Origin of the sequence: Pseudoteredinibacter isoporae (genome assembly GCF_040372805.1) — a bacterium.
GTDB lineage: Bacteria > Pseudomonadota > Gammaproteobacteria > Pseudomonadales > Cellvibrionaceae > Pseudoteredinibacter > Pseudoteredinibacter isoporae_A.
Map to the genome: position 1 here is coordinate 701,394 of NZ_BAABWJ010000001.1, position 14,291 is coordinate 715,684.

At 50.0% G+C, this 14,291-nt stretch carries 15 protein-coding genes; 6 read left to right on the forward strand and 9 right to left on the reverse strand.

Translation table 11 applies throughout. From position 1 onward, the window contains the following. Window positions 1–326: 326 nt before the first annotated feature. From hisB to hisF, 4 genes are all read left to right on the forward strand, one after another. On the forward strand, window positions 327–920 hold the full coding sequence (hisB, locus tag ABWW03_RS03210; RefSeq protein WP_166851445.1) for an imidazoleglycerol-phosphate dehydratase HisB: 594 nt from the start codon (window positions 327–329) through the stop codon (window positions 918–920). Window positions 921–1,086: 166 nt separating this feature from the next. Continuing rightward, the gene (gene hisH / locus ABWW03_RS03215; protein WP_353406318.1) at window positions 1,087–1,737 is read left to right on the forward strand and encodes an imidazole glycerol phosphate synthase subunit HisH; all 651 of its coding nucleotides are present in this window, start codon (window positions 1,087–1,089) and stop codon (window positions 1,735–1,737) included. 23 nt (window positions 1,738–1,760) lie between these two features. Then, complete coding sequence (gene hisA, locus ABWW03_RS03220) at window positions 1,761–2,489, forward strand: 1-(5-phosphoribosyl)-5-[(5-phosphoribosylamino)methylideneamino]imidazole-4-carboxamide isomerase (RefSeq protein WP_353406319.1); 729 nt, start codon at window positions 1,761–1,763, stop codon at window positions 2,487–2,489. A 12-nt stretch (window positions 2,490–2,501) separates the two neighbouring features. Continuing rightward, complete coding sequence (gene hisF / locus ABWW03_RS03225; protein ID WP_353406320.1) at window positions 2,502–3,275, forward strand: imidazole glycerol phosphate synthase subunit HisF; 774 nt, start codon at window positions 2,502–2,504, stop codon at window positions 3,273–3,275. A gap of 13 nt (window positions 3,276–3,288) precedes the next feature. Here the strand turns inward: hisF and ABWW03_RS03230 are convergent, their stop codons facing one another. After that, window positions 3,289–4,239: a carbon-nitrogen hydrolase family protein gene (locus ABWW03_RS03230; RefSeq protein ID WP_353406321.1), complete on the reverse strand. Its 951-nt coding sequence runs from the start codon at window positions 4,237–4,239 to the stop codon at window positions 3,289–3,291. Window positions 4,240–4,384: 145 nt separating this feature from the next. Here ABWW03_RS03230 and ABWW03_RS03235 point away from each other — a divergent pair, with 145 nt between their 5' ends. After that, window positions 4,385–5,389, forward strand: a complete 1,005-nt coding sequence (locus ABWW03_RS03235) for an AraC family transcriptional regulator (protein ID WP_353406322.1) — start codon at window positions 4,385–4,387, stop codon at window positions 5,387–5,389. Window positions 5,390–5,786: 397 nt separating this feature from the next. Beyond that, entirely contained in the window at window positions 5,787–6,005 is a 219-nt protein-coding gene (locus ABWW03_RS03240) for a hypothetical protein (protein ID WP_353406323.1), read from the forward strand. Window positions 6,006–6,021: 16 nt separating this feature from the next. On the opposite strand, the gene ABWW03_RS03245 is transcribed toward ABWW03_RS03240, so the two are convergent. The 8 genes from ABWW03_RS03245 to ABWW03_RS03280 form a co-directional block, all read right to left on the reverse strand. Then, window positions 6,022–6,852 carry a ThuA domain-containing protein gene (locus ABWW03_RS03245; protein ID WP_353406324.1) on the reverse strand — a complete coding sequence of 277 codons (831 nt, stop codon included), beginning with the start codon at window positions 6,850–6,852 and terminating at the stop codon, window positions 6,022–6,024. 34 nt (window positions 6,853–6,886) lie between these two features. After that, a complete protein-coding gene (locus ABWW03_RS03250) occupies window positions 6,887–8,581 on the reverse strand; it encodes a GMC family oxidoreductase (RefSeq protein ID WP_353406326.1) in 1,695 nt (564 codons plus the stop codon). A gap of 55 nt (window positions 8,582–8,636) precedes the next feature. After that, a complete protein-coding gene (locus ABWW03_RS03255; protein ID WP_353406328.1) occupies window positions 8,637–9,275 on the reverse strand; it encodes a gluconate 2-dehydrogenase subunit 3 family protein in 639 nt (212 codons plus the stop codon). A 164-nt stretch (window positions 9,276–9,439) separates the two neighbouring features. Further along, a complete protein-coding gene (locus ABWW03_RS03260) occupies window positions 9,440–9,925 on the reverse strand; it encodes a GNAT family N-acetyltransferase (RefSeq protein WP_353406330.1) in 486 nt (161 codons plus the stop codon). 9 nt (window positions 9,926–9,934) lie between these two features. Beyond that, a complete protein-coding gene (locus tag ABWW03_RS03265) occupies window positions 9,935–10,213 on the reverse strand; it encodes a peptidylprolyl isomerase (protein WP_353406332.1) in 279 nt (92 codons plus the stop codon). A 24-nt stretch (window positions 10,214–10,237) separates the two neighbouring features. Further along, window positions 10,238–11,635: an ATP-dependent RNA helicase DbpA gene (dbpA, locus tag ABWW03_RS03270; RefSeq protein WP_353406333.1), complete on the reverse strand. Its 1,398-nt coding sequence runs from the start codon at window positions 11,633–11,635 to the stop codon at window positions 10,238–10,240. Window positions 11,636–11,755: 120 nt separating this feature from the next. Further along, complete coding sequence (lhgO, locus tag ABWW03_RS03275; RefSeq protein ID WP_353406335.1) at window positions 11,756–12,964, reverse strand: L-2-hydroxyglutarate oxidase; 1,209 nt, start codon at window positions 12,962–12,964, stop codon at window positions 11,756–11,758. Between the two features lie 9 nt (window positions 12,965–12,973). Further along, a complete protein-coding gene (locus tag ABWW03_RS03280) occupies window positions 12,974–14,152 on the reverse strand; it encodes a dipeptidase (protein ID WP_353406336.1) in 1,179 nt (392 codons plus the stop codon). Between the last annotated feature and the right edge of the window lie 139 nt (window positions 14,153–14,291).

The window sequence follows — 14,291 nt, forward strand, 5'->3', positions numbered from 1 at the left end:
CAGCTGCTGGCAGCTAATACACTCATGGGGGGCATGGTTCTCCAAATGGATGTGCTGAGCATTGACGATTTGTCCCCACAGCAAAGCACTGGCTAGAACGAATAGCCAGAGTGATTGGGGCAAAAATCGAGACAGAGAGAACTTCATGCTGTTATGTTATAACACTTCAATTCCCAAGGTAAACATCATCGGACGCAATAATCATTCGTCTAATGGGGTGGCTCTCGATACATGTGCCTTGGTACGAACAGGCTGAGAGGCTATAATCCGGCCTCTTTTTGCTGGTCCAGGCGGGCTGGAGCCAGCTGCTTACCGAGGATAGAAACATGTCCGATCGTTGTGCCAGCGTAAAACGCGACACACTGGAAACCAAGATTAGCGTTAGCCTGAACCTGGACGGCACTGGCAAAGGCCAGTTTGATACCGGGGTTCCTTTTCTAGAGCATATGATGGATCAGATTGCCCGCCACGGTCTGATCGATCTTGATATTCAGTGTGATGGTGACACCCATATCGATGATCACCATACCGTGGAAGATATTGGTATCACTCTGGGTCAAGCCATTGCCCAGGCCGTGGGTGACAAAAAAGGTATCCGCCGCTATGGCCACGCCTATGTCCCCTTGGACGAAGCGTTGAGCCGCGTAGTGATCGACTTTTCCGGCCGCCCGGGCCTCGTCATGAATGTGCCATTTACTCAAAAGCGGGTTGGGGCCTTCGATACGGAATTGTTCAGTGAATTCTTCCACGGCTTTGTAAATCACGCACAGGTTACCTTGCACATTGATTGTCTGCGTGGCGCGAATGCCCACCACCAGATCGAAACCGTATACAAAGCCTTTGGTCGTGCCCTGCGCATGGCTCTGGAAACCGATCCACGTATGGCGGGCATGATGCCGTCGACCAAGGGCAGTTTATAAATAGAACTTTGTAGTTGAAGTTCTGCACTGAGACCTGGTGGGGCATTGGGGCCGAAGGCGTCTTTCGTCGGAAGCGAAAGACCAAGCCCACAGGGATGGGTTCACGGCGCCCTACAGCCCTGATGCCCCACCAGGCCAAGCATAAAAATACATATTAGTAATCGCCATGAGCAAAGCAACAATCGCCGTTATTGATTACGGCATGGGCAACCTCCACTCTGTCGCTAGCGCGTTGGAACATGTGGCCCCCAATCACGATATTGTGATCAGCAGTGACGCCGAAGTGATCGGCAACGCCGAACGAATCATCTTTCCCGGTGTGGGCGCCATGCGAGACTGCATGGCCGAAATTAAGCGTCTGAATTTTCATAAACTCGTGCCGGAATTAATTTCCGATGGCAAACCCGTCCTGGGAATTTGCGTCGGCATGCAGGCTCTGATGAGCCACAGTGAAGAAAACGGTGGCGTCGATGCCATCGATCAACTGCCCGGCCAAGTAACCTTTTTTGGAGACGATCTCACCGAGAACGGCGAGCGCTTGAAAGTCCCACATATGGGCTGGAACACCGTACAACAGAATGCTGAGCATCCTCTCTGGCACAATATAGATAACCACTCGCACTTTTATTTCGTGCACAGTTATTACGCCAAGAGCGACAATCCCGAGGTGGTCATCGGGCAGTGCCAATACGGCTTGGAATTCGATGTGGTGCTGGCAAAAGACAATCTGGCCGCCGTGCAATTCCATCCAGAAAAGAGCCACAGCAATGGCCTGCAATTGTTAAAGAATTTCAGTCAGTGGCAAACTGACTCATAACAAAATTATACGAGAACCATAGCATGTTAATTATTCCAGCGATTGATTTAAAAGACGGCGCCTGTGTACGTTTACGTCAGGGCCTGATGGAAGATTCCACAGTGTTTTCAGATGACCCTGCCGCCATGGCGACGCAGTGGGTTGAACAGGGTTGCCGCCGTTTGCACTTGGTAGACCTCAATGGCGCCTTTGAAGGCAAACCGGTTAATGGCGATGTGGTTACCGCTATTGCCAAAGCCCACCCGGAGCTGCCCATTCAAATTGGCGGCGGTATTCGCAGCGCCGACACCATCGAATATTACCTCAATGCCGGTGTCGATTACGTGATTATCGGTACCAAAGCCGTGAAAGAACCTGAATTTGTCACCGACATGTGCAAACAATTTGCCGGCCATATTATCGTTGGCCTGGACGCAAAGGATGGTCTGGTAGCCACCGATGGCTGGGCAGAGGTTTCCGAAGTAAAAGCAACTGAACTGGCCAAGCGTTTTGAGCAAGATGGTGTCAGTTCTATTGTGTACACCGACATCGCTCGCGATGGCATGATGCAGGGTGTCAATGTTGAGGCCACTGTAACCATGGCACAAGCATCCAGTATTCCCGTTATCGCTTCAGGGGGTGTCACGAATATGGACGATATTCGTGCCCTTAAAGACGTTGCCGATAAAGGTATTTGTGGCGCGATTACCGGCCGCGCTATTTACGAAGGCACATTGAACATGGCCGAAGCCCAGAGCTTTTGCGATCAATAAAAAAGGTATCCCATGGCTTTAGCAAAACGCATCATTCCTTGCCTGGATGTAGAAAACGGCCGCGTGGTGAAAGGCGTACAGTTTGTGGATATTCGTGATGCCGGCGACCCAGTGGAAGTCTCCAAACGTTACAATGAGCAGGGTGCCGATGAAATCACCTTTCTCGACATTACCGCTACCCATGAAGGTCGAGACACAACTGTGCATACCGTTGAAAAAATTGCCAGTGAAGTGTTTATTCCACTCACGGTAGGGGGAGGTATTCGCACCGTTGACGATATTCGCACCATGCTCAATGCCGGCGCCGATAAAGTCAGCATTAATTCGGCCGCTATTTTCAATCCGGATTTTGTAAAAGAAGCCGCCGATCGCTTTGGCTCCCAGTGTATCGTTGTCGCGATCGATGCAAAGTGCGTCAGCGCAGCAGGCGAACGCAAACGCTGGGAAATTTTCACTCATGGTGGGCGTAAAGCCACTGGCATTGATGCCGTGGAATGGGCAAAAAAAATGACGGCCTATGGCGCCGGCGAAATTTTATTGACCAGTATGGATCAAGACGGCATGAAAAATGGTTTTGATCTCGATGTCACGTCAGCCATCAGTGAAGCCGTGCACGTGCCGGTGATTGCCTCCGGCGGAGTGGGCAATCTGCAACATTTAGTGGACGGCGTAAAACAGGGCAAAGCGGATGCGGTATTAGCAGCCAGCATTTTTCACTTTGGCGAATACAGTGTACCGCAAGCCAAACAGTATATGCGTGAGCAAGGTGTTGAAGTGCGTTTATAGCACTTCAACATTTTCAAAACTTGCCTTCTTTTTTCGCCTGCTTATAAATCCGCTTTCCCACCCAGTTTTGTTGCCACCAAGACAGATTAATGAATAAGCCCGGTTTTGATATCCAAAACCCATCGGGAATGATTGGCTCTTCTTCTCGAGGGCGCAAATCCAACGTCGCTGAAACGATACCCGCCCCTTCACTTTCCCTTCGGCGAGCAACGATCTGCCCGTTACGGTCGATAATCTGAGCCTCGCCAATTAATGTCGTTTCCATTGGGATCGCCAAAGACTGCATCGGCAACAAAGGAAAGCCCCCATGTAATTTGCCACAATGAGAAGCGTGAATATTCGCCACTTTTAAATATCGCGACAGCTTACCCGGAGCGTCAAACAATGTCGCGCGACTTTCCGCATCAACTGATTCCCCAATAGAGCTTAACGCCGTCCAATTCTGTGCACTTGTCCACCAATGGCTGCCAGTCATTAAAAAATCAATGTTATTGGCCAGCCTCGCGACGGTGCGCGAGCGAATCGTTTCCCAACAAACGGCCGTTCCGACTCGCCCGAACCGGGTTTGATGAATGCCTGTCGTATCCCCACCAATATAAAACGCATTTTCAATCATCGTTGGCTGATCTTTATCATGGTGACCAATGAGCCCTTCAGGGCCGACCAACTTGTAACTGTTGTAAACCTCTGCGCCACGCTTTTCCAGATACGAACCACCGATCAAAACATTGTGGTCTGCCGCCAACTCCATCAACAAATCCAGAGCTGGATTTTCAGGGGGAAGCACCGCCGCATACACGCGATCATCCAGGGCGATGGATGTCGTAAAAAATTCCGGCAAGGCAATAATTTCTGCGCCTTGCTCTATTGCTTCAAGGGCCAGTTCTCGAACATGAGAAAGGTTGTAGTCCAGGTTCCCGATGCGAGATTCCATTTGAATGGCTGCCACTTTTTTAATCGTCATCATTGTCCCATTGCGTATCTGTTCTCTAACCAGCCGAACCTGAAAACAGGTGGCCAGCAACAGGATACAAAGCCAAGCGACATACATGTTACATTTAGACTTGTAAATATTATATTTGATATGAACTTAAGAATTTTCTCATACCATGGACAGCCAAACCAATATCACCGCACTGCATGGATACCTACAGCTCATTGAGCGCTATGGTATTGATGCTCAAACCTTGCTGAGCGAGTGTGGGCTCGATATTGAGCAACTGCGCTCACAACAAGGCCAGATATTCTCAACACAGTTGAACCGCCTGCTGACCCTCAGCGCCGAGCGCTGTGGGGACCCCTGTTTTGGCCTTAAACTCGCTAAACAGCAGAGCTACCATACCCTTGGGCTGATTGGGGTTCTGATGGAAACATCGCCGGACGTTCGCTCCGCCGTACTCAACGGCATCCACTTTTTCCAGTTACACGCCGAAGGTATTCGGCATTCTCTAGAGGAAAGCGAGCGCCTGGCAATCTATACCTTTCAAGTCACTGGAGGCATAGAAGACGCGGCCACCACCATCGATATGGCCATTGGGATCAGTTGCAATATCGTCAGAACACTAACCCGACAGGCGAACGCGATCAAAACCGTGTATCTCGCACACGCGAACCCCATGCCCAATGATGCTTATCGCCAGTTGTTGGGGGCTCCAGTAGTCTTCAACCACGATAGCAATGCCATTGTTTATGAACGAAAGCTGCTTGATTTGCCCCTCCCCAATCACAGCGAACTCTTCTATATGAGCGTGCTGGAACATGTCGAAGAGCTGTTTGAAAGGCTCCCACAAAGTACGAGTGACAAAGTGGCAAGCACTATTGCGACTCGCCTTGGAAACCAAAGCTGCACTATAGAGGGGGTGGCTCATAGCCTGGGTCTGAGTAAACAACAACTGCAATACCGGCTCATCAAAGAAGAGCAAACATTTCAGAATATTCTCGACCAGCAGCGCAAGGCCATTGCCAAGGAAAAGCTCTTAACCTCAGACATTTCAGTCAGCCATCTCAGCGAGACCCTGGGGTATTCAAGCCAAACCGCTTTCGGTCGCGCCTTTGAACGCTGGTATGGTCTCAGGCCGAGCGCCTGGAAAAAGCAGAATAAAACCGAGCGATAAAAAAACGGTCACCCGAAGGTGACCGACAACCGTGATTAGCCTGATAAGGAGAAGTGGCACAAGCCGCTTCCGGTTGACGTTATCGCTAACACTCAACCTTTGCTAATGATAATTGTTATCATTAGCATTGCAAGAACTTTCTTTCCTTTGCTGATATTTTGTCGCCTAATTCCTCTCCATCAACAGCCATCATGACAACCTCAATGAATGGCCATCACAAGCATAGCCCTTTGCTATAAAAAGCTATCCCGTGATAGATTTTCCACCAAAAACAACCCATCTATTTTGAAATCGAAGAGTTGACCGACGATTCTTACGATAGAATGACAACAGATCATTCAACAGTGAGGATTGTGATTTGCCGTTTTGCTTACGCTCTATTTCTTACGGAATGCTGTTGAGCATTTTTCTGCTGTTCCTGCTACCAAGCACCAGCGACGCTTTATTCAAGCTGTACCACTTTACTAAAGTGGAGCCCCTTTATTATCTCTACTCCGGGTTTAAGGCGTTATCCGTTTATTATCCGCGCTGGGCGTTTTTTGAAGCCAGCGCCGTGATGGCAGGAATCGCCTTGGCTTTAATGGTGTGGTTACGGCAACGCCGGCGCACATCATGAGGCCGGCGAAAATAATTTACTGATGCAGCAACCAGATCGAAGCATTCTCAAGCAAGGTTTGGTATTCCTTATCATCATAAGCCTCAGCCAGATGCCCTAAAGCACTGAAAAACACTGTGCCATCCCCAACTTTATGGTGCCAAACCAAGGGGTGATCCTCACCCATCTTCAAAGACTCTGGCACATCGTATCCGTTTTCATCGACACTGATCAGCACATTGACATCATCTCGGGGGCTCGTATCAAAACTGTACCACTCTTCATGCCAGGCCTTGGTTTCGGGAAGGTGAGCGGTGGCAGGGTGGGTACGGTTTTCAATCGTCAGCGTCCCATCCCGAAACTGCGGAAACATCGGGTGGCCGATAAACTGGGATTTAATCAACTGTTTCGGGAACCAGGACCAATCGTAATGTTCATTTCCTCCCGTGCCATGCAAAGCGAGAAATCGGCCGCCTTTCAACATATGCTGTTTCAGCGCGGTTCGTTGTGCTTCGGTAAGCACATCACCAGTGACATTGTTCCACACAATGAGATCAAATTGATTCAATAAATCCGAACGATGAACTGCTGCATTTTCTGTAATGAAAAGATCCCATTGATGTTTGTCAGCGAATTCTTGAAACAAGGCCTCGGCAGCCGGAATGGCTTCCAAATGGCGAAAGCTGTTGGTTTTGGAAAACAACAATACGCTCGTCGTTGAAGGCATTTCGGGAAGCTCGGGAGCCGTCTGTTCATAAACCGGCGTTTTGAACACCTCATAACGCCATAACTGATAAGTCACATAAGCCGCAATCGACAACACGGCGATCAGGGTAAATATCAGAATCGTGCGTAATAGCTTTAGCATTTTTTACTTTCCTGAATGAAAAATCCGAATGTGTTTAGATATTTCCCTGCTGCCATTGTTTAACCGCGTAGTCACAGGCTCTCGCTGTCAACGCCATATAAGTCAGCGAAGGGTTAACGCATGAGCTGGAAGCCATGCAGGAACCGTCAGTCACAAATAAATTGGGCACATCATGGCTTTGGTTCCATTTATTCAAAACTGAGGTCTTCGGGTCTTTGCCCATTCTGGCCGTTCCCATCTCATGAATCGCACTGCCGGGCACGCTCATTTTGTCTGAGGTTTCAATGTATACCGCCCCGGCTGCTTTAAAAATTTTCTCTCCGCTTTGGATAATATCTTTCGCCATCTTGTGTTCATTGTCACCAAAGCTCATTGAGACTCTAATTTGCGGGATACCGTACGGGTCCAGATTATCTTCATCCAGGCTGACTTTATTGTCGTAGCTTGGCAAACATTCACCAAAGGCTCCAAGCACCCAAATCCAATATGGGGCAGGCTTTCGCAAAGTATCTTTCAGTCCCTTACCAAAACCTTTCTGATTAAAATGAAAACGCCAATCGGGTCGAACTGGATCGGCCTGCACACCAAAGCCACGAAGATAGGAGGCCTTCTCTTTCCCAGGGAGATTCTTAAAACGAGGGATATAGCTGCCGGTCGGACGAAAGCCCTTATAATAGTGATCAAGGTTATCTGCAAATACCGCCACGTGCTGCATTTTGAAATGATCCATCAAATAGTGCCCAAGGGTACCACTGCGATTCGCCAAACCGTTCGGAAAATGTTCCGACTTTGAATTTAATAATATTTGAGTGCTGCCCAGAGTGGATGCACAGAGAAACACCAAGTCAGCAGAAAAACTCAAACGCTCCTTACTTTCGGCATCGATTACTTGAACGGCAGAAACCCGGTTTTTCTCCGCATCGTACTCCAGTTTCTCAACCACACTGTAAGGTCGCAATTCCAGATTCCCAGTTGCCTGCGCGGCCGGAAGCGTGGACACCTGGCTGCTGAAGTAACTGCCTGTCGAGCAACCTCGAGGGCAAGGACCACAATAATGACAAGCAGCGCGACCATTGTGATTCTGGCTTAAAATGGCTGTACGCCCCATGGTCATGGTGACCTCAGGCATGTATTTTTTCAGTCGACCTTGAATGGTTTTTTCAATGGCGTACATTTCCATTGGTGGAAGGAACTCGCTGTCGGGCAATTCAGCCAAACCTTCTTTCGCTCCAGAAATACCGACGAAGCGCTCCACATAGCTGTACCAATCTTTAATATCATCGTACGCGATGGGCCACTCACAACCGTGACCATCTTCTTTATTGGCCTTAAAATCGAAGTCGCTCCAACGATAACTCTGCCGCCCCCAAATCAGCGAGCGACCACCGACACCGTTTGCGCGAATCCATTCGTAGGGTTTATCTGAATCCTGCTGGTAAGGAGCATCGCTGTCCTTGCTAAAAAAGTCTTTCGTCGCCGCATCAAAGGCATAACATTTACTTTGAATGGGATAATCATCTTCATAGGATTTGCGATCTGCTTTATTTGCAAACGGTATCTTCCAAGGGGGCGCATGTTCCCCAAGATAATCGAGACCGTGCTCAATATTGCGACCACGCTCAAGCAGCAGTACTCTTAAACCCTTTTCACACAGTTCTTTTGCTGCCCAACCACCTGAAATTCCCGAACCGACCACAATCGCGTCGTATTTTTTATTGCTATTGCTCAAGGTATATTCCCGTGTCCATTGATTGGAATTTATGCGTATTTGTGCGCGGGGCACTCTACATCAGGCGAATCATTGACCAGGTGCTGTCGTCTTCTTTAAGTGCCAATTCACCATCAAACTGCATCGGCATTGGGTCATGTCTCAATACCTGGGTCGCACCCACCTCAGAAGAATAGAAGCCGAAAATGGTCAGTTCTTTCAACTGGCAGATAAAGGGCGCGCCTTCCACATATTGGCGCTGTACATTGGCAAAATCGTACCAAGGGGAATCGCTGGCCTCATCTTCAAGAGACGTTAACAAATCGATCTGTTGTTCTGATGACAGTTTCGAAAAGGCTTGTGAATATTCTGCCCGGCTGAAAGTGCGTAATTTTTCGAATCCGTCCAAGAAAATCTGCCGTTCGGCATCCGACAACCAATGTTGAACCATATGCTCAACAAAATTGGGCACGCCGGCATCGATAGCGCCCGGCGTATCGGTCCGAGGGATGACGGTTTCAACCATTGCAGCGATATCAACGCGTGCTTGGGGCGTAAATAAGCTAACAGGGAAGTCCCCGATTGAAGGGCCGGACAGCAGCGGTTGAGCGTCTTTGGAATTCGATAGAACCGAACCGGATAGATCCGCCAAGGCCCGAGTCGCAAAGGCACCACTAAGCAAAGCGGTTGCCTGTAAAAAATGTCGTCTATCCATCGTCGTTCCTGATCCGGCTAGTGTGGCGGTAATATTATTATTGTTGTATCCAGTTAATACGTCGCAGCCCCCATTCTAAGCCTTATCCTGGGTTTGGCTTCCGTATTTTAAAATTCCTCAGCGTGACAATGGTAGAAGTTTTTCTAACACTCGCACATAGCGGTTTAGCTCAAGGTCTTTTCCCAAAACATGGCTTTACCCTGAGCGTCATCCAACTCATAGCCACTGAAACCAAACTTGCGATAGGCCGCTTGCGCCAAGGTGTTACCCTCCAACACCTCAAGGGTCAGTTTGCAGCAACCACGCTGACGTGCAATGCCCTCAACTTTATCGATCATCAAACGACTCAGCCCCAGACCTCGATATTCAGGCACCACAGCAACGTCATGAATGTTCACCAGCGGCTTACACTTAAACGTTGAAAACCCCATAAAGCAATTAACCAGTCCCGCGGGTTTACCGTCCACATACGCGAGGATCGAAAACGCTCCAGGAACTGCAGCAAGGCTATCAGCCAACGTCGCCTGCACCTGCGCACTCAACGCTTCTCCGCCACCCATCGGATCACAGGCGTAGGAGTTCAAAACGTTGACCACGGCCTGGGCATCTTCCGGGTTGGTATAGTCGGCTTGTTTTATGTCTGTTGTCATTTGCTTTGCTTAATCCCGATAAATCGTTTCGATCAGATGATAACCAAACTTGGTTTTGACTGGCCCATGCACGGTGAGAATTGGTTTTTTGAATACCACATCATCAAAGGCTTTAACCATTTGCCCACGACGAAACTCACCGAGATTGCCTCCCTTTTTGCCCGAAGGGCAAGTGGAGTGCCGCTTGGCTAATTGCCCAAAGTCTTTCCCCTGAGCAAGCTGCTGTTTGATTTTGTTCGCCTCAGCTTCGGTTTTTACCAAAATATGGCGAGCACTGGCCGTCGACATAAGAGAGCCCCTTCTTGCTTATCGTTACACATTCGGGCGACTGATTTTACGCACCTTAATTTTACGGCCTTTGATCTTGCCTGCCTGCAATTGCTTTAACGCTTTATTGGCAACGGCACGTTGTACAGCCACATAAGATTGAAACAGTAACACGTTAATCTTACCAACGTATTTCCCTTCAATACCGGCATCCCCGGTCAACGCCCCGAGAATATCACCGGGACGCAATTTGTTCTTTTTTCCCGCGTCCATACCAATGGTGATCATGGCTGGGCGCTGGTCGACCATCGAGATATCGTCCACCGCGGCTGGCTCTGCCCATTCGATGTCCTGACCAATATACTTCTCAATGTCACCCATGGCACGGCGCTGTTTGTCATTAACCAGGCTCACCGCTAAACCACTGCGACCGGCTCGACCCGTACGGCCGATCCGGTGCACATACACTTCGGCGTCTCTTGGCAAATCGTAGTTAATCACCAATTCAACGGTGTCGACATCCAGACCGCGTGCAGCAACATCGGTCGCCACCAAAACGGTTGCACTGCCGTTGGCGAAGCGCAGCAGGCTCAAATCGCGCTCGCGTTGTTCCATATCACCATGCAGAGCCAGACAATACCAACCCTGCTCATTGAGTGATTGCGCAATATCCACAGTTTGCTTTTTGGTGGCGCAAAAAATAACGCAGGAGCTGGGCTGTTGGCGAGCCAGTAAGCGATGACTCAAATCGTTTTTTTCCTGCTCACCACCTTCAACCGCATAAGCCTGCTGGGCAATATTGGATTCGCTGTGGGTACGACTGACAGTGATTCGCTGGGGTTCGCGTTGATACTGGCGGCTGATGGCCTCAATACCTTCTGGGTAAGTTGCTGAATAAAGCTGGGTTTGTCGCTCAGATGGGCATTCTGCCAGAATTGCCGAGATGGCATCGGCAAAGCCCATATCCAACATGCGATCAGCTTCATCCAGAACCAGACTGTGAATATTTCCCAAATCTAAAGTGCCCTTGCGCAAATGATCCTGAATGCGGCCCGGAGTTCCCACCACAATATGGGCACCGTGCTCCAAGGAACCGATTTGTGGGCCAATAGGCATGCCGCCACAGAGAGTGAGCACCTTGATGTTATGAACCCGGCGCGCCAAACGACGAATTTCCTTGGCCACTTGATCCGCCAACTCACGAGTGGGGCACAGCACCAGACTTTGAATGCGAAAGCGTTCTACGTTCAAGCGCTGCAAAAGCGCTAACGCAAAAGCGGCGGTTTTGCCGCTGCCGGTCTTCGCCTGAGCAATCAAGTCTTTGCCATCCAGAGCCAGTGGCAAACAGGCCGCCTGAATGTCCGTCATTTGCTGGTACCCCAGACTATTGAGGTTATCCAGTAATTCCGGACGCAGGGCTAATTGCTTGAACTCGTGACTCATGGCTTTTCTCAGGACTAGGCATATAAAGGGCGCGCACAGTAGCAGAAAGGCCAGGCAAAAGCGATGCTATTTTGATCAACTCTGATCCTGACATCGCGCCTACCGCCGTGACGACAACCCTCAGTGTAAGCCCAGTTCGGCCAGAATGTGATCCGCAATCGGCAAGGCCGAGGTGGCCGCCGGTGAGGGCGCATTACATACCACCAAACTGTGCTTACCCCGGGCAAACAAAAAGTCGTCAATCATACGACCTTGACTGTCTACCGCCTGGGCACGAATACCGGCACGATAGGGTTTCAAGTCCGCCTTCTTCAAACCAGGGCAATACTGCTGGACACGCTTCAGGTATGCTCCTTTAAGCAGACTGTCCCGCAGCTCACCCAGCCCCGCTTTCCAGAAACGCCCCAGCAAACGATAACTGCCAGGATACGTCGCCATATAGGCGAGATCTGGCCATGAGACTTGGCTTTTACGATAGGCTTCGCGCCCAAGGGCCAATACCGCATTTGGTCCCACCGTCACCGAACCATCAATCATGCGGGTAAGGTGCACCCCCAGAAACGGCATACTGGGGTCGGGGACGGGATAGATGAGGTGGCGAATAATCTGATTGTGTTCCGCTGCGAGCTGAAAATATTCCCCACGAAAGGGCATCATACGAAACGACAGATCCAACCCCAAACTCTGCACCAGCTTGTCAGCCTGAATTCCGGAACAGGCAATCAATTGCTGACAGGAGATCACATGTTCAGAATCGTTCGCCGCCTTACAAAACAATCGCACCTCAGCGTGCTCCTCGACCAGACGGTGCACCTGGTGATGATACAAAACCTCACCGCCATGCTCACAAAACTGATTCAGCAACTCCCGACAAATCTCGGCATAGTCCACAATGCCGCTGGCGGGCACAAAGAGGGCGCCTAGACCCTGTATATGAGGTTCGCGCTGTCGAAGTTGCCGCTCATCCAGCGTATCGACTTCCAGACTATTTTGCTCGGCACGTGTTTTAAGCTGGGCCAGCCCCTGCAATTCACGCTCACTGCAGGCCACCAGTAATTTTCCGCATTCCTCAAAGGCAACGTCATGTTCCCGGCAAAAATCCTTGGTGCGCTGGTTGCCTGCCACACAAAGTTTGGCCTTGAGACTGCCGGGCGCGTAGTAAACACCGGCATGGATGACCCCCGAATTACGCCCACTTTGATGCTGGGCACAGGCACTTTCTTTCTCAATAACGGCTATTCGCCACGCCGGCTTGCACTGTTGCAAGCGCCAAGCCGTAGCGGCGCCAATTATGCCCGCACCGATAATAACCGCATCATAATCTGGCATCGCTCCGCCTTACTTTGAGGGCAGGTGACTCATCAAGAAGCGTTTCATATTCTCACCCATCACGGCGCGAATTTCAGTTTCCGTAAAACCCGCTTTCAACATTTCTTCGGTCAGGATTGCCAACTCAGAGGTATCAAATTGTACTTCGGTGGAACCGTCGTAGTCAGACCCCAGGCTGATGTGCTCTAGGCCAAGCAAATCGATACCAAAGCGCATGGCTTTGACAATATTCGCCGGGCTGATATCACACACGGCTGCATCCCAATACCCCACCGCGATCAAACCACCCTTCGCGGCAATCGCCTGCATTAACTCATCGGAAATATTGCGCGGGCCAGGGCAGTGGCCATTAAAGCCGGTGTGGCTGACCACCACGGGGCGATTCACGATTGCGAGCACATCCCGTACCACCGCCTCAGAAGAATGCGCCACATCCACAATGATCTCCAGCTGCTCCATTTGCTCGACTGCTTTTCGACCAAAGTCACTGAGACCGGCGCCACTGGTGCCGTGAAGTGAGCCCCCCAGTTTATTATCGAAAAAATGCTGCAAACCCATCATGCGAAAACCCGCATCGTACAGGCGTTGGATGTTACCCAGCTCACCATCCAAAGCATGGGAGCCTTCGGTGCCCAACAGCGCCGCAATGGTTTTCTTACCCTGCTGACGTTGCTGCAAAACGTTTTGCAACTCGGCCTGATTACGCACCAATTGGATAGCACCGGGATTGCTATCGACAACTGCCTGCAAACGCTCCGCCTGATATAAGGCGCGCTCCGTTAAACTGCTCCAAGTACGAACTGGCCAACCTTGTACCACCGCCAACAAGGTGATGTTATCGCCGGCAGAACTTTCATTTCGATCATAATTTTGACCAGAAGGGCTTTTGGTCACACTGGTGAACATCTGCATCGCTACATTACCTGCCTGCAGGCGAGGTACATCCATATGGCCGCGATCGGCATGCGCATTCAAGTCTCGATCCCATAATGTGGAATCACTGTGCCAATCGCCAATTAACAAGGTTTCATGCAAGGCGTTGGCTTGTTCGGAAATGCGCCAGGGTTCGTGTGGAATCACTTTATTCAAATCTTTTTCAATCATTGGCGGCGCCAGCAAGCGCAGCAGACCCATCGCGAGCAGCAACACCAGCAATATACTGATTACAGTTATTGTTATTCTTTTCATCGGTCTATTCCCTTATACGGAGTGCGTCTGATTTTAAAACTGGCGTTTATTGTAGGGCCTGTCAACACTCGAGACAGTGCAAATTGAATCATTTTCAGGCTCAATCGTTGTGTTAACAAATCGATTAGAACAAAATCGT

What these genes read in the sequence shown, in the direction of transcription:
- hisB (WP_166851445.1), top strand. Translation starts at nt 327, where the DNA reads ATGTCCGATCGTTGTGCCAGCGTAAAACGCGACACACTGGAAACCAAG.
- hisH (WP_353406318.1), top strand. Translation starts at nt 1,087, where the DNA reads ATGAGCAAAGCAACAATCGCCGTTATTGATTACGGCATGGGCAACCTC.
- hisA (WP_353406319.1), top strand. Translation starts at nt 1,761, where the DNA reads ATGTTAATTATTCCAGCGATTGATTTAAAAGACGGCGCCTGTGTACGT.
- hisF (WP_353406320.1), top strand. Translation starts at nt 2,502, where the DNA reads ATGGCTTTAGCAAAACGCATCATTCCTTGCCTGGATGTAGAAAACGGC.
- ABWW03_RS03230 (WP_353406321.1), bottom strand. Translation starts at nt 4,239, where the DNA reads ATGACGATTAAAAAAGTGGCAGCCATTCAAATGGAATCTCGCATCGGG.
- ABWW03_RS03235 (WP_353406322.1), top strand. Translation starts at nt 4,385, where the DNA reads ATGGACAGCCAAACCAATATCACCGCACTGCATGGATACCTACAGCTC.
- ABWW03_RS03245 (WP_353406324.1), bottom strand. Translation starts at nt 6,852, where the DNA reads ATGCTAAAGCTATTACGCACGATTCTGATATTTACCCTGATCGCCGTG.
- ABWW03_RS03255 (WP_353406328.1), bottom strand. Translation starts at nt 9,275, where the DNA reads ATGGATAGACGACATTTTTTACAGGCAACCGCTTTGCTTAGTGGTGCC.
- ABWW03_RS03260 (WP_353406330.1), bottom strand. Translation starts at nt 9,925, where the DNA reads ATGACAACAGACATAAAACAAGCCGACTATACCAACCCGGAAGATGCC.
- ABWW03_RS03265 (WP_353406332.1), bottom strand. Translation starts at nt 10,213, where the DNA reads ATGTCGACGGCCAGTGCTCGCCATATTTTGGTAAAAACCGAAGCTGAG.
- dbpA (WP_353406333.1), bottom strand. Translation starts at nt 11,635, where the DNA reads ATGAGTCACGAGTTCAAGCAATTAGCCCTGCGTCCGGAATTACTGGAT.
- lhgO (WP_353406335.1), bottom strand. Translation starts at nt 12,964, where the DNA reads ATGCCAGATTATGATGCGGTTATTATCGGTGCGGGCATAATTGGCGCC.
- ABWW03_RS03280 (WP_353406336.1), bottom strand. Translation starts at nt 14,152, where the DNA reads ATGAAAAGAATAACAATAACTGTAATCAGTATATTGCTGGTGTTGCTG.